At 65.1% G+C, this 19,356-nt stretch carries 17 protein-coding genes and 1 pseudogene; 1 reads left to right on the top strand and 17 read right to left on the bottom strand.

The window, feature by feature from the left end; translation table 11 throughout:
* Nucleotides 1–41: 41 nt before the first annotated feature.
* The 12 genes from phnD to phnF form a co-directional block, all read right to left on the bottom strand.
* Nucleotides 42–968 carry a phosphonate ABC transporter substrate-binding protein gene (gene phnD / locus MC269_RS07025; RefSeq protein WP_239954624.1) on the bottom strand — a complete coding sequence of 309 codons (927 nt, stop codon included), beginning with the start codon at nt 966–968 and terminating at the stop codon, nt 42–44.
* Between the two features lie 26 nt (nt 969–994).
* Nucleotides 995–1,825 (bottom strand): phosphonate ABC transporter ATP-binding protein, encoded by an 831-nt coding sequence (gene phnC / locus MC269_RS07020; RefSeq protein ID WP_239954622.1) that lies wholly within the window; start codon nt 1,823–1,825, stop codon nt 995–997.
* An 83-nt stretch (nt 1,826–1,908) separates the two neighbouring features.
* Nucleotides 1,909–2,679, bottom strand: coding sequence for a phosphonate metabolism protein PhnP (gene phnP, locus MC269_RS07015; protein ID WP_239954620.1), 771 nt, complete (start codon nt 2,677–2,679; stop codon nt 1,909–1,911).
* A complete protein-coding gene (gene phnN, locus MC269_RS07010; RefSeq protein ID WP_239954618.1) occupies nt 2,676–3,212 on the bottom strand; it encodes a ribose 1,5-bisphosphokinase in 537 nt (178 codons plus the stop codon). Before phnN ends, phnP begins: the two co-directional genes overlap by 4 nt.
* On the bottom strand, nt 3,212–4,348 hold the full coding sequence (gene phnM / locus MC269_RS07005; protein WP_239954616.1) for an alpha-D-ribose 1-methylphosphonate 5-triphosphate diphosphatase: 1,137 nt from the start codon (nt 4,346–4,348) through the stop codon (nt 3,212–3,214). Before phnM ends, phnN begins: the two co-directional genes overlap by 1 nt.
* On the bottom strand, nt 4,345–5,049 hold the full coding sequence (gene phnL, locus MC269_RS07000; RefSeq protein ID WP_239954614.1) for a phosphonate C-P lyase system protein PhnL: 705 nt from the start codon (nt 5,047–5,049) through the stop codon (nt 4,345–4,347). The genes phnM and phnL overlap by 4 nt, the downstream gene beginning before the upstream one ends.
* Before the next feature lie 14 nt (nt 5,050–5,063).
* Nucleotides 5,064–5,825, bottom strand: a complete 762-nt coding sequence (gene phnK, locus MC269_RS06995; RefSeq protein ID WP_239954613.1) for a phosphonate C-P lyase system protein PhnK — start codon at nt 5,823–5,825, stop codon at nt 5,064–5,066.
* Entirely contained in the window at nt 5,815–6,663 is an 849-nt protein-coding gene (locus MC269_RS06990) for an alpha-D-ribose 1-methylphosphonate 5-phosphate C-P-lyase PhnJ (protein WP_239954612.1), read from the bottom strand. Before MC269_RS06990 ends, phnK begins: the two co-directional genes overlap by 11 nt.
* On the bottom strand, nt 6,656–7,732 hold the full coding sequence (locus MC269_RS06985; RefSeq protein WP_239954611.1) for a carbon-phosphorus lyase complex subunit PhnI: 1,077 nt from the start codon (nt 7,730–7,732) through the stop codon (nt 6,656–6,658). The genes MC269_RS06990 and MC269_RS06985 overlap by 8 nt, the downstream gene beginning before the upstream one ends.
* Nucleotides 7,732–8,307: a phosphonate C-P lyase system protein PhnH gene (gene phnH / locus MC269_RS06980; protein WP_239954610.1), complete on the bottom strand. Its 576-nt coding sequence runs from the start codon at nt 8,305–8,307 to the stop codon at nt 7,732–7,734. The genes MC269_RS06985 and phnH overlap by 1 nt, the downstream gene beginning before the upstream one ends.
* On the bottom strand, nt 8,307–8,753 hold the full coding sequence (gene phnG, locus MC269_RS06975) for a phosphonate C-P lyase system protein PhnG (RefSeq protein ID WP_239954609.1): 447 nt from the start codon (nt 8,751–8,753) through the stop codon (nt 8,307–8,309). The genes phnH and phnG overlap by 1 nt, the downstream gene beginning before the upstream one ends.
* Nucleotides 8,741–9,466 carry a phosphonate metabolism transcriptional regulator PhnF gene (gene phnF / locus MC269_RS06970; RefSeq protein ID WP_239955085.1) on the bottom strand — a complete coding sequence of 242 codons (726 nt, stop codon included), beginning with the start codon at nt 9,464–9,466 and terminating at the stop codon, nt 8,741–8,743. Before phnF ends, phnG begins: the two co-directional genes overlap by 13 nt.
* Before the next feature lie 296 nt (nt 9,467–9,762).
* Between phnF and MC269_RS06965 the strand changes: the two genes are divergently transcribed.
* A complete protein-coding gene (locus MC269_RS06965) occupies nt 9,763–11,892 on the top strand; it encodes a bifunctional diguanylate cyclase/phosphodiesterase (protein WP_239954608.1) in 2,130 nt (709 codons plus the stop codon).
* A 34-nt stretch (nt 11,893–11,926) separates the two neighbouring features.
* On the opposite strand, the pseudogene MC269_RS06960 reads toward MC269_RS06965, so the two are convergent.
* The 5 genes and pseudogenes from MC269_RS06960 to MC269_RS06940 form a co-directional block, all read right to left on the bottom strand.
* Nucleotides 11,927–12,769, bottom strand: a pseudogene (locus MC269_RS06960) (oxidoreductase).
* A gap of 117 nt (nt 12,770–12,886) precedes the next feature.
* Nucleotides 12,887–14,668 carry a thiamine pyrophosphate-requiring protein gene (locus tag MC269_RS06955; RefSeq protein ID WP_239954607.1) on the bottom strand — a complete coding sequence of 594 codons (1,782 nt, stop codon included), beginning with the start codon at nt 14,666–14,668 and terminating at the stop codon, nt 12,887–12,889.
* A 56-nt stretch (nt 14,669–14,724) separates the two neighbouring features.
* Entirely contained in the window at nt 14,725–16,686 is a 1,962-nt protein-coding gene (locus MC269_RS06950) for a hydantoinase B/oxoprolinase family protein (protein WP_239954606.1), read from the bottom strand.
* Nucleotides 16,687–16,688: 2 nt separating this feature from the next.
* Entirely contained in the window at nt 16,689–18,740 is a 2,052-nt protein-coding gene (locus MC269_RS06945) for a hydantoinase/oxoprolinase family protein (protein WP_239954605.1), read from the bottom strand.
* A gap of 16 nt (nt 18,741–18,756) precedes the next feature.
* The gene (locus MC269_RS06940) at nt 18,757–19,203 is read right to left on the bottom strand and encodes a GNAT family N-acetyltransferase (RefSeq protein ID WP_239954604.1); all 447 of its coding nucleotides are present in this window, start codon (nt 19,201–19,203) and stop codon (nt 18,757–18,759) included.
* Nucleotides 19,204–19,356: the final 153 nt, after the last annotated feature.

Raw genomic sequence — 19,356 nt, 5'->3', positions numbered from 1 at the left:
TTCACGGGTATCTCTTCAGAAAAGAGATACCCGTATCGACCTTAGCCGCGCTGGCCTTTCGCCAGGTCGCGCTTCATATCGATAATCGTCTGATAGTCCGCCACCGACGCCGGGCCGATATGCTGCGCGCCGCCGACCGCCTTGACGAAGCAGGCGTGCTGCTCTTTATCCAGCTTGCGAATGGTCTCCACCACCTTCTGCTTGAAGTCCGCCGGCAGCTTATTGCTCACCAGCAGCGGGCCGTTCGGGATCAGCGGCGACTGCCAGATAATGCGGATCTGCTTCATCAGATCGGGATGATCCATGCGGATCAGGCGACCAAAGGCGCCGGAGCTGTAGCCGCTGTTATAGTCGCCCACCAGCGAACTCCAGGTCACCGCGCCGTCGAACTGATTGTTCAGCACGCCAAGGATGTCCTGCTCGTGACCGCCGGAAAAGGTGACGCTGGAGAAAAAGCCGTTGTACTTGTCGTCGACGCTGCCGCCGAACTGCTTTTTAAACGCCTGGTTCGGCATCAGGAAGCCAGAGGTGGAATCGGGATCGGCCATGCCGAACGACTTGCCTTTTAAATCTTCCAGCTTCTTATAGGGGCTGTCGTTCTTCACGATCACCACCGAGTGATAGCCCTGCGAACCATCTTTGTCGTCCACCAGAATCCCCACCACATCCACCGCTTTCTCATCCTGCAGATAGACCGAGGCGTACGAGGCGGGCGACATGCTCAGCACCATATCGATCTTGCCGCCCAGCAGGCCCTGGATCACGCCCGCGTAGTCGGAAGAATTGCGCAGCTTTGTGTCGACGTTGAGTTCTTTATCAAAAAAATCCTTCACGCACTGGTTATCGCCAATCTGCTGGGTGGCGTTCTGGCCGCCGAGAATGCCCAGATTGAGCGTTTTCGGCGCATCCGCTGCGTGCGCGCCAAAGGTCATTACGCCGGTCAGTAACGCTAATAAAGTCAGTTTCATTCGAGGTTTTTCTCTTGCCGTGGAGGTTAGTGAAGCTGATTGATTTCATCGCCGTAGAGCTGGTGCAGCAGGCTGTCGGTCAGCTGCGCCGGATGGCCGTCGAACAGCACGCGACCACGCTGAATGCCGATGACGCGGGTGCAGTAGCTTTTCACCAGCTCGACCGAGTGCAGGTTTACCATCACGCTGATGCCCTGCTCGCTCACCTGGCGCAGCACATCCATAATGCGTTTGGTATTTTTGGGATCGAGCGACGCTACCGGCTCATCGGCCAGCAGGATCTTCGGGTTCTGCATCAGCGCGCGGCAGATGGCGACGCGCTGCATCTGCCCGCCCGACAGGTTCTCAGCGCGCTGCAGCGCCTGTGGCAGCATATTCATCCACTGCAGCAGCTCGATGGCGTGGGCGCGGTCGCTGTCGGAGAAGACTTTAAAAAAGGATTTCAGCGTCGAGGTCTGGCTCAGGCGGCCCAGAAGCACGTTGGTCAGCACGTCGAGGCGCGGCACCAGACAGAAGTCCTGGAAAATCATGCCGCACTCGCTGCGCCACTGGCGCAGCTGGCGGCTGTTAAGCGTCAGCAGATTGCGCTGCGCCTCGCCGTCGCGCAGGCTGTAAACCGCCCCTTCCGAAGCGTCGATAGTGCCGTTCAGCATGTGCAGCAGCGTCGATTTGCCTGCGCCCGAGCGGCCGATCACGGCGACCATTTCTCCCGCATGCAGATCAAAACTGACATTGTCCAGCACGCGGTTTTCGCCCCAGCTTTTGCCCAGTCCCTGCACGGACAACAGCTTCTGGCCGCCTGGCTGCAGCGGCGCGGGGCGGTTGTCCACCACGGTTCTTAACAGTGCCTGTGCCATGATTAACTCCGTAGTCGTTGACAGGTCGTAAGTTGACGCCTATTACGGCCCGACGCCATGACTCTCTGATGACAGAGAGGTGATCAAACGGTGACAGGGTCGTCGGCGCCCAGCGACAGCGTCAGGCCGTCGGCGGCGGCCAGCACCGACGCCGGCAACGCATTGTCAGATAACCAGTTATCCATCTGATGCGACAGGTGCGTCAGCCAGGCGCGACGCGGCGCCAGCCGGTCGATAATCGCCAGCGCGCGCGTCAGATCGTTATGATTGCGCGCAGCCGGCGACGGCGGATCGTTGCAGTCGATCACCAGCTCATCGATGCGCTGGCCGCGCAGGAAATCGTCGGTGTCGGGCGGCAGCCCGCAGGTGTCGCACAGCCAGGCGAGCCGCGCGCCGTGCCAGTCGAACAGGTAGCCGTGCGTCAGCTTCGAGTGCTGCAGCGGCAGCGGCGTCACCTGCAGCGCGCCGAACGGATGTGGCACGAAAGGGGTCAGCGACGGACGAAAGTCGAGCAGGCCGGGATGCTTAAAGAGATCGTCGCAGCCCTTCTCGTCCGGCGGCCCCCAGACCGGGATCGCCGCGCCGACGCCCCAGCGCAGCGCGAACAGCCCCTGCACGTGATCCATGTGGTAATGCGTCAGCAGAATGCGCGACAGCTCGCTGGGGGCGAAGCGCTCCGCCAGCAGCGGCAGCCCGGCGTCGAGCAGAATGCGCTCGCCGCCCGCCTCGATCAACGCGCTGCAGGGCGCGCGGCGCCGCTTTACCTCGCGGCGCGCCCGCTGACAGGCGGCGCAGTCGCAGCCAGAAAGGGGTGCGGCGGTGACGCCGCCGGTGCCGAGAAAGGTGAGCTTCATGGCAGCGGCTCCAGCAGCTGGCGCAGTTGCAGCAGGGTGTGCGACAGCGCACCGTTGTTGTTCAGCAGGCGGCAGCCCGGCGGCGGCAGCTGGGCGGCGCGATCCAGCCGCCGCGCGATCTCCGTCTCGCTCTCCCGCCCGCGCTGGCGCAGACGCGCCGCCAGCACCTCCGGCGACACCGTCAGGCAGAGCGGCAGGAGCTGGACGCCGTAGCGCGCCTGCGCCTGCGCCAGATGCTGGCGCGAGCCGTTGACCAGCACGTCATGGCCACGCGTCAGCCAGAGATCCAGCTCCAGCCCAAGACCGTAGTGCAGCCCGTGCGCCGTCCAGCGCAGGGCGAACAGCCCGTGCGCCGCGCGCCGCGCGAACTCCGTTTCGGTCAGGGCGATATGGTTCTCGCCGCCCGCATCGGCCGGCCGGGTAATATAGCGATGGGCGATCAGCAGGTTGCGCGGCGGCGCTTCGCGCAGCGCGTTGAGCAGGCTGTCCTTGCCCGAGCCTGACGGCCCGATAAGCCAGATCAGTCGCGCCATCAGTAGACCTGCCTGCCCTGCGTCCAGACGTGGCGAATATGCGGATGGCCGTGATCGGTGTGCGCCAGCACCAGATCGGCGCGGCGTCCCTCGGCGATGGCGCCGCGATCCTCCAGGCCAAGCGCGCTCGCCGGATTGCGCGTCACCAGCGCCACCGCCTGCGGCAGCGTCAGCGCGTTGCGCTCGTCGGCGGCGAGGCGGAACGCCGCGTCCAGCAGCGACGCCGGATAGTAGTCGGAGGAGAGAATATCGAGCAGGCCTTCCGCCGCCAGCGCCCAGGCGGCGACATTGCCGGAGTGGGAGCCGCCGCGCACGATATTGGGCGCGCCCATCAGGATCTGCATGCCGCGCGCGCGCGAGGCGCGCGCCGCCGCAAGCGTGGTCGGGAATTCGGCGATGGCGCTGCCGACGCCGTACGACTCCTCGACGTGCGCCTCGGTGGCGTCGTCGTGGCTGGCAATGGCGATATGGCGCGCGCGGCAGAGGGCGGCGATCGCCTCGCGGTTCGGCTGCGACCACTGCGCCGCCAGCGTCAGCTGCTCCTGCTCGAAGGCGTCCATCTGCCGATCGTTGAGCGCGTACTTGCCCTGATAATATTCGCGGTACTTCTCCAGCGAGGCGTACTGGCGCTGGCCCGGCGAGTGATCCATCAGCGACACCAGCGACAGCTCCGGCGTCTGCATCAGCGCCTCGAACAGCGGCTGGGTGGCGTGATGCGGCAGCTCGCAGCGCAGATGCAGCCGATGTTCGGCGCGGTTCAGCCCTTTGCGGTTGCTGTCGCGGATGGCGTCGATCATTTTAGTCAGGTTGTCGAGACGGTGGCCGCCGTCGCGCACGTCGCCGACGCCGATGGCGTCCAGCACCGTGGTGATGCCGCTGGCGACCATCAGCGCGTCGTGGCTGCTCATCGCCGAGTGGGCGGGCCAGTCCACTTTCGGACGCGGGGCGAAGAACTTGTCGAGATTGTCGGTGTGCAGCTCCACCAGCCCGGGCAGCAGATACGCGCCCTCGCCATCCAGCGCGCCAGGCTGGCGGCTCGGAGTTTCGCTAAAGCTGGCGATCAGGCCGTCGCGCATCTCCAGCGATCCAGCCACCACCTCGTTTTCCAGAATCAGTCGAACATTATTGATAATCATGCTTCCGCTCCGCTGCTCATCGGCTGCATCACGTGCAGGCGATCCGCCACCCGTTCGCGCACCGCGTCATCGTGAAAAATGCCGACAATTGCCGCGCCGCGCGCGCGCGCCTGCTCAATCAGCTCGACCACCGCCGCGCTGTTGGTTTTATCCAGCGAGGCGGTCGGCTCATCCAGCAGCAGCACGGGATAGTCGGCGATAAAGCCGCGCGCGATATTGACGCGCTGCTGCTCGCCGCCGGAGAAGGTCGAAGGTGCCAGCGACCAGAGGCGCGGCGGCACGTTGAGCCGCGTCAGTAGCTCTTTGGCGCGCTTCTCGCAGAAGGCGCGCTCCACACCGCGCTCCAGCAGCGGCTGCATCACAATCTCCAGCGTCGGCACGCGCGGGATCACGCGCAGAAACTGGCTGACCCAGCCCAGAGTGTCGCGGCGCATCGCCAGCATCTGGCGCGCCGGGGCGTCGACCATATCGACCCACTCATCATGATGCCGCAGCCAGATATAGCCGCTGTTGGCCTGATAGTTGCCGTAGAGCGCGCGCAGCAGCGTCGACTTGCCGCTGCCGGAGCGGCCGTGCAGCACCACCACTTCGCCCTGGCTGACCTCCAGAGAGGCGTTATGCAATACCGGCAGCGCGACGCCGCCTTGATTGTGCAGCACAAAGGTTTTGCACAGATTCTCGACGCGCAGTTGTCTGTTCATGCCTGACTCCGTCATTAGTTCAGCACCGATGAGACCAGCAGTTGGGTGTAGGGGTGATGGGGATCGTCCAGCACGCGGTCGGTCAGGCCGCTCTCCACCACGCGGCCCTGCTTCATCACCAGCAGCCGGTGCGCCAGCAGGCGCGCCACGCCGAGATCGTGGGTGACGATAATCACCGCCAGGTTCAGCTCGCGCACCAGGGTGCGCAGCAGATCGAGCAGGCGCGCCTGCACCGAGACGTCCAGCCCGCCGGTCGGCTCATCCATAAACACCAGCTTCGGCTGGGTGACGAGGTTGCGGGCGATCTGCAGGCGCTGCTGCATGCCGCCGGAAAAGGTGGTGGGCAGGTCGTCAATCCGGCTGGCGGCAATCTCCACCTCCTGCAGCCAGCGGCTCGCCTGGGCGCGGATGTCGCCGTAGTGGCGATGGCCCACCGCCATCAGCCGCTCGCCGATATTGCCGCCCGCCGTCACCTGTGGGCGCAGCCCGTCAAGCGGATGCTGATGCACCACGCCCCATTCGGTGCGCAGCAGGCGACGGCGTTCGCTCTCCGACAGCGCGTACAGGTCGCGCTGGCTGTAGAGAATGTTGCCCTGCTGCGGCGTCAGGCGCGCCGAGAGGCTGCGCAGCAGCGTGGTTTTGCCGGAGCCGGACTCGCCGACGATGCCCAGCACTTCGCCGGGATAGAGATCGAAGCTGACGGCTTCAAAGCCTTTGCCCGGCGCGTAGAGATGCGTCAGGTTATGGACCGCAAGCAGCGGCTGTTCACTGTGCATGTTGCTGTTCCTGCTGCTGGTGGCAAAAGTCGGTGTCGGAGCAGACGAACAGGCGCGTGCCCTGATCATCCATCACCACCTCGTCGAGATAGCTGTGGCGCGAACCGCACAGGGCGCAGGGTTCATCCCACTGCTGCACGCTAAAGGGGTGATCCTCGAAGTCGAGACTCTCAACTTTGGTAAAGGGCGGCAGCGCATAAATGCGCTTTTCGCGTCCGGCGCCGAACAGCTGCAGCGCGGGCATCCTATGCATTTTCGGGTTATCGAATTTGGGGATCGGCGACGGGTCCATTACGTAGCGGTCGTTGACCTTCACCGGATAGGCGTAGGTGGTGGCGATATGGCCATAGCGCGCGATATCTTCATAGAGCTTCACCTGCATCACGCCATACTCCTCCAGCGCGTGCATGGTGCGGGTTTCGGTTTCGCGCGGCTCGATAAAGCGCAGCGGCTCCGGGATCGGCACCTGAAAAATCAGGATCTGATCCTCTTCCAGCGGCGTCTCCGGGATGCGGTGGCGCGTCTGGATCAGGGTGGCGTCGCAGGTGCGTTCGGTGGTCGCCGCGCCGCTGACGCGCTGGAAAAAGCGGCGGATCGACACCGCGTTGGTGGTGTCGTCTGCGCCCTGGTCGATCACCTTCAGCACGTCGGCGTCGCCGATCACGCTGGCGGTGATCTGGATGCCGCCGGTGCCCCAGCCGTAGGGCATCGGCATCTCGCGTCCGGCGAACGGCACCTGATAGCCGGGGATCGCCACCGCCTTGAGGATGGCGCGACGAATCGCGCGCTTGGTTTGCTCGTCGAGATAGCCTGGGTTATAGCCGCTCAGCTCACTCATGGTTCGCCTCCTGATGCTCCTGGCGCAGCTGTCTGAGCAGCGCCAGCTCGGCCTGAAAATCGACGTAGTGCGGCAGTTTGAGGTGGGAGACGAAGCCGGCGGCCTCGACGTTGTCGGCGTGCGCCAGCACGAACTCTTCATCCTGCGCCGGGCTGGTGATACGTTCGCCGTGCTCGCGGGTTTGCAGCGCGCGATCCACCAGCGCCATCGCCATCGCCTTGCGCTCGGCGCGGCCAAACACCAGGCCGTAGCCGCGGGTAAAGTGCGGCGCCTCGTCGCCCTGGGTGGTGAAGCCGTTGACCATTTCGCATTCGGTCAGCAGCAGTTCGCCGATCTCCAGCTCAAAGCCCAGCTCTTCCGGGCAGATGCTGACGCTGAGGTAGCCGGTGCGGATCTCCCCGGCGAAGGGATGAGTGCGGCCGTAGCCGCGCTGGGTGGAGTAGCCGAGCGCCAGCAGAAAGCCCTCGTCGCCGCGCACCAGCTGCTGCAGCCGCGCCGCGCGCGTGGCCGGAAAGCCCATCGGCTCGCGGGTGATATCCACCGGCTCGCTGCCGTCGTCGGTTTCCCGTGCCGCCAGCCCTTCGTCGCTCATCATGGCGAACATATGCGGGCAGTGCGTCGCCAGCGCCTCGTCGCCGCGCGGCGCGGCGGGCGTCTCGCCGTTGGCCAGCAGGGTGAAGTCGAGCAGGCGATGACTGTAATCGTAGGTTGGACCCAGCACCTGGCCGCCCGGCAGATCTTTATAGACGGCGGAGATACGGCGCTCGAGGCGCATCTCGCCGGTGGCCAGCGGCGCGCTGTCCGCCAGGCGCGGCAGCGTGGTGCGGTAGGCGCGCAGCAGGAAGATCGCCTCCACTAAGTCGCCGCTCGCCTGCTTGATCGCCAGCGCCGCCAGTTCGGGATCGTAGATGCCGCCTTCGGTCATGACGCGATCGACCGCCAGGCCGAGCTGCTGCGCCACCTGATCGCAGCCCAGTTCCGCCACCTCGCGCGCGCCGCGCCGCAGGTCCGCCTGAAGCTGATGGGCGTTGGCTATCGCCTTTTCGCCTCCTTTAACCGCCACGTACATCAGCACACCTCCACGTCGGTGGTGCGCGGCAGCGCCATCATCGCTTCGCCGCAGGTGAAGATCAGATCGACGCCCTGCGGGAAGGGATGCGGCCGGTTGCGCAGGTAGTCCAGCACGCTCTCCGGCAGCTGCGGCGCGATGGCGCGCGGTTCGCGCAGGCCCGGCCCGGAGAGGCGCAGCGTCAGCCCGCCGTTGAGCGATGGCACTTCAATAATCAGCGTGGTGCTCTTTTCCGGCGCCAGGTTGTCGCCTGCGGCGAAGTCCGCCGGGCAGGGGCTGCTGCTGGCGTGGCTCAGCGCAAAAGGCGCGTCGCGGCTCTCGCTCAGCGGCACGCCGGTATGAAAGCGCAGGTTGCTGCGCAGGATCGCATTGTCGATCTGCGGCTCGATCCACAGCGGGCTCTCCTGATCCACCAGCGTTAGCAGCACCGCAGTCGCGGCGGGCGACAGCGCGCCCCAGCCCTGCGCCAGCGGCAGCGAGACCATTACGCCCGGCTCGCTCATCGCTTTCAGAATACGTCGGAAGGCGCGCTGCGCGTCGGCCACCGGATGGTTAAAACTAGCCAGTAAAGTCATTAGTTGTCTCCGCGTACCAGCGTAAAGAAGTCGACCTTCGAGCTGGCGATTTCGCGCGCGCGCAGCTGACGCTGCTCCTCACGCAGGGCCGCCAGCGGCGTAATGATTTTTTCAGTCAGCAGCGCGTGGGTCTGCGGCTGCTGCAACAGCGCGTCGATCAGGGCGCAGCGCTCGGCATGCGCCTTGTCGCGGCCCAGCACGTAGCTGTAGCCGAGCGTGCCCTCTTCCAGCTGCACCACGGCGCGCGTGACGGTGGCGTCGCCCATGACAAAGCGCTTGCCGCTGGCGCCCATGCGCGCCATCAGACGCGTCAGGCCGATTTCCGCCGGGCGGATCAGGGTGAAGCGCGGCGCGAGGTGCAGCGCCTGCCAGTGCTGCGCCAGCGCCGACGCGCTGCTGTGCGCCAGCACCGACAGCCACTGCTGTCGTTGCGTTAAGCTTTCCATTCATGCTCCAGAGTGAGTTCGATCATGTCGCCGCGCGTCAGGCTGACGGAATACTCCGCCAGCGCGCCGTCGCGGGTTTTATTCAGGGTGCGCACGCAGAGCAGCGGCGCGTGCAGCGCAATCTCCAGCAGCCGACACTCTTTGGCCTGGGCGCGGCGCGTGCTGATGCGGGTCTGGCTGCGCATCAGCTGATGGCCGCCGTGCTGCAGCAAAAAATCGTGCAGCGAGCCGCTGCTGAAGCGCTGCAAAGCGGGCCACCAGCCGAGGTCGGGCAGAAAATGGTTGATGACGCACACCGGCACGCCGTTGACCCGGCGCAGGGTGCGCAGATGGATAACGTTCTCCCCTTCCGCCACGCCGAGCGCGCTGGCGACGTCGGCGCTGGCGGGACGCAGCACCGCCAGCAGCCGCTCGCTGGTGGGATGGCTGCCCTGCTCCAGCAGGTTCTGGCTAAAGCGCGCCTGCGCGTGCAGTGGATAGTCGTAGGGCCGCATCAGCACCAGGATGCCGACGCCGTGACGGCGCTGCAGCAGCCCTTTATTGACCAGCTCGTCCACCGCGCGCCGCAGGGTGTGGCGATTGACCTCGTAGCGTTCCGCCAGCTGCTGTTCAGAGGGCAGATAGTCGCCGCTGCGGTAGTGTTCCCGCAGCGCCTGCTCAAGCTGCGCGGCGACGGCCTGGTAAACAGTGGTCGGATGTCTGGATATCTCCATCATGAACCGATCCTCAACCTTAACTGAGTGGTGAAAGCCGCGATAAATCCGGCGGCGCGTTGGGCATTACCATGAGCCGCGCAGATGACAGCAGGGTGACCGTGCAGTGACGCCGGGATGAATTCGCCGACGGGTGAAGGCGGGTTTAATTAGCTGCGCTAACGCTTTCTGTCAGCGAAGCGGCTGTGCATTTTTAACGCTTTTTCAATAACTACCTGCAAGACCAGGCAGCGTGCAGGCTGGCGGTTTTCTGCTAGCTTAATAACTGACACATCCTTGTTACGTGAAGAATGAAAATGATAAACAGCGTCAAACTTTCCGCCGGCTTTCGTCGGACGTTTATTCAAGAGGTGCTGCTGCCGCTGGTGGCTATTCTGCTGCTGACGCTGGTCGGCGCCGGAACCGGGCTGTTTCTCAGCACCTCAATGAGCAACCAGAAAGCGCAGGCGCAGCAGCAGCGCATGATTCAGGCCTCCTTCACCCAGAGCCTGGCGGAGCACCTGCGCCAGCTGCGCAGCCTGTCGCGCTGGGAGCCGCTTCAGGCTCATCTGACGGCGACGCCGGACGACGAGCGCTGGCTGGATGAGAATGTCGGCCACTGGCTGTATGAGATGTTCGGCCATCAGCTGATCATGGTGCTGGACCCGCAAAACCGGCCGATGCAGGCGTGGCGCGACGGCCTGCCGCTGGCGACGCCGCAGGCCGATCCCGGCGTGCAGGCGCTGCTGCGCGCCAGCGCGCGTCTGGAGGCGGCGGACTTCGCGCGTGTCGATGGGCGCGCCGCGGCGCTGGCCGTGGGGGATATGGGCCGCGACGCGGCGCGCTACCGGCTGGTCAGCCTCAAGTTTCTCGACGATGGCTACCTCGCCGGGCTGGCGGAGCGCAGCCAGCTCAAGGGGCTGCGTTTTTCCGACGCCGCCGCCTCGGCGCCCGCGCGTTACCTGCTGACCTCGCAGCAGGGCGATGAGGTGGGCTATATCAGCTGGGATCCGACGCGGCCCGGCGCCGAGATGCTGCGCACCGTCGGCCCATCCACCGCCCTTGCCGTGCTGGTGGTGATGCTGCTCTGCCTCTATATGGTGCGACGCCTCTGGACCTCATCGCTGAATTTGTCGCAGTCGATGCTGAAACTCGGCGCCAGCGAAGCGCAGGCGCTGCATCTGGCGTTTCACGACGTGCTGACCGGGTTGCCGAACCGCGCGCTGGTGGAGGAGCGGCTGACCCAGGCGCTGGCGCTGGCAACGCGTCACGAGCAGCGCGTGGCGCTGCTGCTGATCGACCTCGACCGCTTTAAAAACATCAACGACACCTACGGCCACCATGCGGGCGACGAGCTGATCATCGCCGTGGCCCATCGCCTCTCCAGCCTGGTGCGCGCCAGCGACACCGTCGGGCGCATTGGCGGCGACGAATTTATTGTGGTGATGCCGGAGGTGGACAACATCGGCCAGGTGCAGGCGCTGGCGCAGCGCATCCTCGACGCCCTCAGCCAGCCCTTCGCCCTGTTCGGCGGCGAGGTGTGGAGCGGCGCCAGCATCGGGCTGGTGCTGGCCCCGAAAGATGGGCTGGATCGGCAGGAGCTGGTGCGCAAAGCGGATATCGCCCTCTACGAAGCCAAAAGCGGCGGGCGCGGCAAATATCGCCAGTTCGAACGGGTGATGGATGAGTCGATCCGCACGCGGCAGAGCATCGCCGCCGATCTGCGCACCGCGCTGCAAAGCTATCAGGGGCTGGCGGTCTGGTATCAGCCGCTGATGGATATCGACGGCAAAAATATGGTGGGTGTCGAGGCGCTGCTGCGCTGGGATCATCCGACGCGCGGCGCTATTCCGCCAGGGGACTTTATCGCTATCGCCGAAGAGACCGGGCTGATTATCCCGCTGGGCGAGTGGGTGCTGCGCGAAGCCTGCCTGACGCAGCAGCGCTTCCCCGATTTGATGGTGGCGGTCAACGTCTCGCCGGTGCAGTTTCGCGCCACCGGCTTCGTGGTGCGCATGATCGACATCGTGCGCGAATGCGGCGGCGATCCCCAGCGTATCGAGCTGGAGATCACCGAAGGGGTGCTGATTGAGGATGAGCATGAGGCGCGCGCCATTATTATCGCGCTGCGCGAGGCGGGCTTTCGCATCGCGCTGGATGACTTCGGCACCGGCTACTCCAGCCTGAACTACCTCAGTACCTTTCCCGTGGACAAGATCAAGATCGACCGCTCCTTTACCCAGTCGCTGGGCGTGGCGGAAAACTCCGTGGCGATTATCGAGTCGGTGGTGAAGCTGGGACACGCGATGGGGCTGACGGTCACCGCCGAAGGGGTAGAGACCACAGGCCAGATGAGCGCGCTGGCCGACGCCGGCTGCAATCAGCTGCAGGGCTATCTGTTCAGCAAGGCGGTGCCGCTGGAGCGGCTGGGCGACTGGATGCGCTAAAGCAGGCGCGCTGGCAGCCAGCGCGCTAAGTCAGTTATTCCGGGAAGTCGGTATCGACCGAGGTCTGCTTCCAGGCTTCAATCTGCGCCAGACGCTCTTTCAGCTTCGCCGTTACCGCATCATAGCCCCAGGCGCCCATCACCAGATGGCGCGGCGGGTTATCATGTTCGGTAATGGCGATCATCGCCTGGGCCGCGCGCGCAGGATCGCCTTTCTGCGTGCCGCTGTATTCCGAGGTCGCCTTCATGCGCGCCGCCGCGGTGTCGGCATACTCCGGCAGCCTGCTCGGCGTCTAATGCAGCGAACGGCCCGCCCAGTCGGTGCGGAATGGCCCCGGCTCAACGCAGGTGACGCGAATGCCGAGCGGCGCGGTCTCCAGCGCCAGCGAGTCGGACCAGCCCTCGACCGCGTGCTTGCTGGCGGAGTAGTAGCCGGAGCTGGCGAAGCCGATAAAACCCGCCACCGAGGTGATATTGATGATGTGTCCGCTGCGCTGCTGGCGCATTGTCGGCAGCACGGCGCGCGTCAGGGCGAACAACCCGAAGACGTTGGCGTCGAACTGGTCGCGGATCGCCTGCTCCTCGCCCTCTTCCACCGAACTCTGATAGCCGTAGCCGGCGTTGTTCACCAGCACGTCAATAGTGCCGAAAGCCTCCAGCGCCTGACGCACCGCGCTGTCGATGCTGTCGGCGCGCGTGACGTCCAGCGCCACCGCCCGCGCGTTGTCGTGTCCTTCGACCAGGTCAGCGACTTTCGCCGTGTCGCGCGCCGTCACCACCACGTTAAAGCCGCGGGCGATCGCCTGCTGCGCCAGTTCGCGTCCAAAGCCTGTCGAGCAGCCCGAAATAAGCCATACCGGTTGTTTATCTGTCGCCATGAGTGACTCCTGAAATGATGTGCGGCGAATCGCCGGAACCCCCACGCGAGCGGCGGGGAAAAAGAGGAAGAGTAAGGTTAGCGGCACGGATCCGGGCCGCTTAGCGCTTTGTGCGCCCTACTTCTTCTTATGCAGCAGCTGGCTGGCGGTGTCGCTGATAATCTGCGCCGCGCCGCGATCGCCCTTCGCCATGGAACTCATAAAGGCTTTCGCCTGCTTAAAGGTGATATGCGGCGGCAGCGGCGCCACCTCTGGATCGGTTTTCACCTCCAGCACCACCGGACGATCGGCGCTCAGCGCGCGACGCCAGGCGTCCTCCAGCTCATCCGGGTTATCGACAAAAATCCCCTGCAGGCCGAGGGATTCCGCAAACTGCGCGTAGCGCACGTCCGGCAGCTGCTGCGTCGCCTCAAAGCGCGCGTTGCCCTCCATCACGCGCTGCTCCCAGGTGACCTGATTCAGGTCCTGGTTGTTGAAGACACAGACGATCAGGCGCGGATCGCTCCACTGCTGCCAGTATTTCTGAATGGTGATCAGCTCCGCCATATTGTTCATCTGCATCGCGCCGTCGCCCACCAGCGCCACCACCGGTCGGTCGGGGTGAGCAAACTTGGCGGCGATGGCGTAGGGCACCGCCGCGCCCATGCAGGCAAGCCCGCCGGAAAGCGTGGCGCGCTGCCCCTGCTTGACGCGATAGTCGCGCGCGAACCAGTTGGCGCAGGAGCCGGAATCAGAGGTGACGATGGCATTGTCCGGCAGCTGCGGCGACATCTCCCACACCACGCGCTGCGGGTTAACCGGATTCGCCGGCGCGTGGGCGCGGTCCTCCATCACTTTCCACCAGTCGCGCACCTGCACCGCAATCTCCTCCTGCCAGCTGCGGTCCTCTTTATGCTCCAGCAGCGGCAGCAGCGCACGCAGGGTTTCCGCCGCATCGCCGTGCAGATTGACTTCGCAGGGGTAGCGCAGGCCGAGCATCGCCGGATCGATATCGATCTGCACCGCGCGCGCCTTGCCCTCTTCCGGCAGGAACTCGGTCCAGGGGAAGCCGCTGCCGATCATCAGCAGGGTGTCGCAGTTCTGCATCAGCTCCCACGAGGGTTTGGTGCCGAGCAGGCCGATAGAGCCGGTGACAAACGGCGCGTCGTCCGGCAGCACATCTTTGCCGAGCAGCGCTTTGGCGACGCCCGCCGCCAGCACGTTGGCGGTCTGCACCACCTCCACCGCCGCGCCGCGCGCCCCTGCGCCGATCAGGATGGCGACTTTTTTACCGGCGTTCAGCACCTCGGCGGCGCGCTGCAGGTCCGCCTCGTAGGGCACCACTTTCGGGCGCTGATAGCCAGGGCCGGAGTGGGTGAAGCCGTGCAGATGCTTTGGCGCTTCCCAGGGTTCGTCCTGAATATCTTTCGGCACGATCACCACCGCCACGCCGTTTTGCGCTTTGGCGATGCGCACGCCGCGATCGATCAGATGGCGCACCTGGGCAGGCGCGGCCGCCTCCTGCACAAAGTTGGCCACGTCGGCGAAGACGCGGTCCAGGTTCATCTCCTGCTGGTAGCTGGCGCCGCGCGCGGTCACTTCCGCCTGGCCGGCAATCGCCAGCACCGGCGCGTGATCCATTTTAGCGTCGTAGAGGCCGGTGAGCAGATGGGTGGCGCCGGGTCCGCCGGTAGAGAGGCAGACGCCCAGCTCGCCGGTGAATTTCGCGTGGCCGGCCGCCATAAACGCCGCCATCTCTTCGTGCCGCACCTGAATAAACTCAATGCCGTCGCCTTTTTCATTGGCGCGCTGGATGGCGCCGAGCACGCCATTAATGCCGTCGCCGGGATAGCCGTAAATACGGGTCACGCCCCAGGCCTTCAGCCGCTGCACAAAGAAATCGCTTGTTTTCATGCTCATCGTTGTCGCCTCCTTGAAAATCCGTGTCAGAAAGTAAGGGTAGTCGACAATCTGGCTTATTCGCCTGCTAATGCGGGAAAGCGCAGCCGTAACGCGCTGAATATTTGCGACATATCCGCCTCTTCTCCCGCCTGCTCCACCGCGCGGAACACCTGGGTTTTCAGAAAATGACGCCAGCTGACCGGCGCGTCAGCGAGAAAATCGGTGAGCGCCCGGTAGCGCGCCGGCGTCCAGATCGCCTCAAACGCCGTGCGCGCTGCGCCGTGATGAAAATGCGTTCCGGCCTGCTGCGGCATGGCGGCGCGCAGCTGCGCCGTTGCCGCCTCATCTACCGCATTGTCCGCGATGGCCACGCCATACTGCTCGCGCGCCGCCGCCGCGCTGAGAAAGCCACAGCGCACGTCGTTAAGCACCGCCTCAACGTTGCGCTGCGCCGGCAGGCCGTAGCCGCCCGCGCCCGGCCCACGCACCTCGATGACATCCCCTGGCTGGCAGTGGATCACGTCGCGGTTGCCGTGCTCCAGCACTTTGCCATCGCGCAGGGTGCGAAAACGGGAAAGGCCGCCCGCACAGCCGCCCGCCGCGCCCGCCGAGGCGAACACCGAGCGGTTGCGGTTGCGCGCGGTAACGGTGGTCTCTGGCGTGAAGATGGCAAAGGCCATTTCAGTCGCCAGCCCGCCGCGAAAGCGCCCGGCGCCGGCGCTGTCGGGTGCCAGGCCGTAGCGCAGAAAGCGGATGGGCACCTCCGCTTCGTTGATCTCGATCGGGGTGTTTTTCAAAAAGGCGGAGAGTCCGCCGGAGCCGTCCGGGCCGTCGTGGCGCGGCGTGCCGCCCGCGCCGCCGCCGACCGGGCCAAGCGAAGCCACGACGCTGCGGTTGCGCGCGTCCAGCGTGCGGATATTCATAATGGAATTGCCGCCCGGCGAGTTGGCCGGCAGCCGATCCGGCAGCGCCAGCGAAAAGACGCCGACGGTGGCGATTTGCGACAGCGCGCAGGTGAGCGAGCGCATGCCGACGGCGGCGGGCGCCTCGCAGTTCATCACCGTGCCCGGCGGCAGAATGGCGCGCGTCGGGCGCAGCGTGCCGGCGTTAAGCAGCAGCGAGCGATCCAGCGTCGACAGCACGTAGGTGACGCCCACCAGCGCCAGCGGATGGCGCTCGCGGCCGCCGGTCGGCATGTTCAGCGACGAGGCAAGCTGCGGATCGCTGCCGGTGTAGTCCAGCTCCAGCCGATCGCCGCGCACCCGCAGGGTAATCGCCACACGGCAGGGATAGCCGCCTTCGCCATCTTCATCGGCGTAGTCGGCGTAGAAATAGTCGCCGTCGGGGATGGTGCGGATAATGGCGCGCGCCTGCTGTTCGGCGTAGTCAAGAATGCCTGCAATCCCCTGCAGAAAATCGTCGACGCCGAAGCGGGCGATAATCTCGTGGATCTTGCGCTCGCCGATATTGACCGAGGCGATCTGCGCCTTGAAGTCACCCCAGTTCTGCTCCGGCACGCGCACGTTAAGCCGCAGAATGCGCGCCACATCCTCGTTCAGCTCGCCGTTGCGGATGATTTTCAGCGGCGGGATGCGGATCCCCTCCTGCACGATATCGGTCAGCGCGCGCGACAGCGAGGCGGGCACCGCGCCGCCGATGTCGGTATTGTGGATATGGCCGACGACAAAGCAGACGATCTCACCCGCGTAAAAAACCGGTTTCCAGATATGAATATCGGGCGAGTGGGTCGCGACGTTGCCCGCGTAGGCGTCGTTGGTGATGCAGATATCGCCTTCATCGTAGTGGTCAATCAGCGCCAGCACCGGCGCATAGTCGATGCCGCTGTACCAGGGCGCGCCGAAGCTGCGCGGCGAGGCAAACGCCAGCCCGTCGCGGCTGACGATCTGGCAGGAGAAGTCTTCCGTCTCTTTAACGAAGGTCGAGTGCGCGGTGCGCATCAGGGTAAAGGCCATCGCGTCGGCCGCCGCCGCGCAGTAGTTGGCGAGAATTTGCAGGTTACGTCCGTCAATAGCCACGATCACTTCTCCTCGTTCAGCGGAGTAATTAACAGATTGCCGAAGCTGTCCACCTCGACCTGCATACGCGGCGGTACGCAGGTGGTGCAGTCATCCTGCGCCACAATCACCGGCCCGCGCAGCTGATGACCGGGGCGCAGCGTGGCGCGCAGCACCAGATCGACCTGATGAAAGGCGCCGTCGATCCACGCCTGCACCTGCTTCGCCGCTTTTACCGGCCCGCTGGCCGCAGGCAGGCGATTCAGCGCCGGTTTCGGCGTGGGCGAGGCGATCACTAGCCGCAGGTTGATCAGCTGCACCGGCGCGTCGGCGTCACTGTGGCCGAACAGCTGGTGATGCTGCTGGTCGAACGCCGCGTGCAGCGCCGCCACGTCGGCGTTCGCCAGCCACGCCGCCTGCAGCGGCACGTCAATCTCGAACGACTGGCCGCGATAGCGCATATCGGCGCTGAACTGCAGCGTAAAGGGCATCTCGCCGCCGTGCTCCGCCGCCAGCCAGGCCTGCGCCCGCTGACTCAGGCTCTCCGCTTCGGTCGCCAGCCGATCCGCCAGCTGCGCGCTGAGATCGCCGTAAAGCGTGCGGATAAAATCGTTGCGGATATCCGCCACCAGCCCGCCCAGCGCCGAGAGCACGCCAGGCGTCGGCGGCACGATGACCCCTTTCATATTGAGTTCGCGCGCCAGAAAGCAGCCCATCATCGGCCCTGCGCCGCCGAAGGCGAGGAACCAGAACTCACGCGGGTCGAGGCCGAAGCGCGACAGCAGGCCGCTGGTGTCGCTGTACATGCTGGAGATCGCCAGTTCGATGGCGGTTTCGGCGGTCTGCTCCACCGAGACGCCAAGGCGCTCGGCCAGCGGCTGCCAGGCGGCGCGCGCGGCGGCGACATCCACCTGCACGGCGTGATAGCCGAGATCGCCGTGGCCGATCATGCCGCAGGCGGCAAAGGCGTCGGTGGCGGTCGGCTGGGTGCCGCCGCGCTGGAAACAGACCGGACCCGGCAGCGAACCCGCGCTGTCCGGCCCCATCTGCATCACGCCCTGGGCGTCGATCCACGCCAGCGATCCGCCGCCCTGCCCGACCGAGGTCACCGCCACTGAGGGAATGTAGATGGGAAAATCGCCGATGATTTCGCCGTTGCCCTGCGCCACCTCGCCGTTCACGATCACCGCCACGTCGGCGCTGGTGCCGCCGATATCGAGGCTAAGAATGCGGTCAAAGCCGCAGGCGCTGGCGAGATAGCTGGCGCCGATCACCCCCGAAGCGGTGCCAGAGAGCACCATCTGCACGCATTCGCGCTTCGCCTGGCCGACGCCCATCACGCCGCCGTTGGATTTGGTGATGCGCGGCGGCGTAGCAACGCCTTTGTCAAGCAGCGCCTGTTCGAATTTTTCCAGGTAGTTGATCACCATCGGCTGCACGTAGGCGTTGATGGTGGCGGTGATGGTGCGCTCATATTCGCGAATAATCGGCCAGATGTCGGCGGAGCAGGAGGTCAGCAGCTCCGGCGCCACCTCTTCAACAATCGCCTTTACCGCCGCCTCGTTTTGCCGGTTGCGATAGCTGTGCAGCAGCGCCACCACGATGCCCTGACAGCCCGCGGCGCGCGCCTGCTCGATAGCCGCCAGCACGCTGCCGCGATCCACGGGCTGCAGCACGCTGCCGTCGCGGTCGGTGCGCTCGCGAATGGGGAAAACGCGGTCGCGGCCGATCAGCGGCGCGGGCCGCCGCGAAAAGAGGTCATGAATATGGGGGATTTTTAGCCGCGCCAGCTCCAGCACGTCGCAGAAGCCTTCGGTGGCGAACAGCGCCAGCCGCACGCCGCGCCGCTGGATCACGGCGTTGATGCCGACCGTGGTGCCGTGGGTAAAGTAGCCAATCTCTGCTGGATCCAGCCCGTCGCGCTCGGCGAACTGCGCCAGCCCGGTAAGGATTTCGCTGCCTGGCGCATCGGGCCGGGACAGCACTTTCAGGGTATGGATCTGATTAGTTTGCCGATCCAGCACGGCGAAATCGGTAAAAGATCCGCCTATATCCACGCCAACGCGGTAACGCATCTGTGTCGCTCCAGAGTCAGGAGAGAGGGAACTCCATCAGCTTGTGCGGTTCCTGCACTACGCGCCAGCCGAGCCGCTGGTAGAGCTGATGGGCATCGTTTGTAGAGAGCATCCAGCGGCGCACCGTGGCCAGCTCCGGATGCTCGCGCACGCAGCTGGCCAGCCAGCTGCCTAAGCCGTGACCGCGCCACGCCTCATCAATCATCACGTCGCACAGCCAGCCGAAGCGGGTGTAGTCGGTGATCAGCCGCGCAAAGCCGATCTGCGCATCAAAGTGATAGAGCCCGAACGGCAGCGACGCGGCGATGGCCCGCTCGGTGGTGGCGCGCGCCTGCCCTTTCGCCCAGTAGGAACGTTCCGCCAGCTGGAAGTGGATCCAGTCCATATCCAGCCGCGTCCGTTTGGTGGAGAGGGTAAAGTCGTCGCGCTGCCAGATATGGTCGGCAATGATCGGTGCGGTCATAAATAACTCCTTGTCGCGGCATCAATTTATAGTAAAGGCGCAGCGCCAGCCGACGCGGCTGAAGAGGCGCGGCGAACCGGTCAAATGCGGTGAAAAAAAGGTGGAAAAGAAATTTTATGCTGCGTAGAAAGGGTCAAGCTGCGGCCATAAAAA

Source organism: Pantoea sp. Z09, from assembly GCF_022394795.1.
GTDB classification, from domain to species: domain Bacteria; phylum Pseudomonadota; class Gammaproteobacteria; order Enterobacterales; family Enterobacteriaceae; genus Pantoea; species Pantoea latae.
Note: the sequence above shows the minus strand (reverse complement) of the source record. Positions and strands in the feature narration are given on the sequence as shown.

Excerpts from the sequence above, each read along its gene's own strand:
- phnC (WP_239954622.1), bottom strand. The coding sequence starts at position 1,825 with ATGGCACAGGCACTGTTAAGAACCGTGGTGGACAACCGCCCCGCGCCG.
- MC269_RS06985 (WP_239954611.1), bottom strand. The coding sequence starts at position 7,732 with ATGTACGTGGCGGTTAAAGGAGGCGAAAAGGCGATAGCCAACGCCCAT.
- phnN (WP_239954618.1), bottom strand. The coding sequence starts at position 3,212 with ATGGCGCGACTGATCTGGCTTATCGGGCCGTCAGGCTCGGGCAAGGAC.
- MC269_RS06965 (WP_239954608.1), top strand. The coding sequence starts at position 9,763 with ATGATAAACAGCGTCAAACTTTCCGCCGGCTTTCGTCGGACGTTTATT.
- phnK (WP_239954613.1), bottom strand. The coding sequence starts at position 5,825 with ATGCACAGTGAACAGCCGCTGCTTGCGGTCCATAACCTGACGCATCTC.
- phnH (WP_239954610.1), bottom strand. The coding sequence starts at position 8,307 with ATGACTTTACTGGCTAGTTTTAACCATCCGGTGGCCGACGCGCAGCGC.
- phnD (WP_239954624.1), bottom strand. The coding sequence starts at position 968 with ATGAAACTGACTTTATTAGCGTTACTGACCGGCGTAATGACCTTTGGC.
- MC269_RS06955 (WP_239954607.1), bottom strand. The coding sequence starts at position 14,668 with ATGAGCATGAAAACAAGCGATTTCTTTGTGCAGCGGCTGAAGGCCTGG.
- phnP (WP_239954620.1), bottom strand. The coding sequence starts at position 2,679 with ATGAAGCTCACCTTTCTCGGCACCGGCGGCGTCACCGCCGCACCCCTT.
- phnG (WP_239954609.1), bottom strand. The coding sequence starts at position 8,753 with ATGGAAAGCTTAACGCAACGACAGCAGTGGCTGTCGGTGCTGGCGCAC.
- phnM (WP_239954616.1), bottom strand. The coding sequence starts at position 4,348 with ATGATTATCAATAATGTTCGACTGATTCTGGAAAACGAGGTGGTGGCT.
- MC269_RS06945 (WP_239954605.1), bottom strand. The coding sequence starts at position 18,740 with ATGCGTTACCGCGTTGGCGTGGATATAGGCGGATCTTTTACCGATTTC.
- phnL (WP_239954614.1), bottom strand. The coding sequence starts at position 5,049 with ATGAACAGACAACTGCGCGTCGAGAATCTGTGCAAAACCTTTGTGCTG.
- phnF (WP_239955085.1), bottom strand. The coding sequence starts at position 9,466 with ATGGAGATATCCAGACATCCGACCACTGTTTACCAGGCCGTCGCCGCG.
- MC269_RS06940 (WP_239954604.1), bottom strand. The coding sequence starts at position 19,203 with ATGACCGCACCGATCATTGCCGACCATATCTGGCAGCGCGACGACTTT.
- MC269_RS06990 (WP_239954612.1), bottom strand. The coding sequence starts at position 6,663 with ATGAGTGAGCTGAGCGGCTATAACCCAGGCTATCTCGACGAGCAAACC.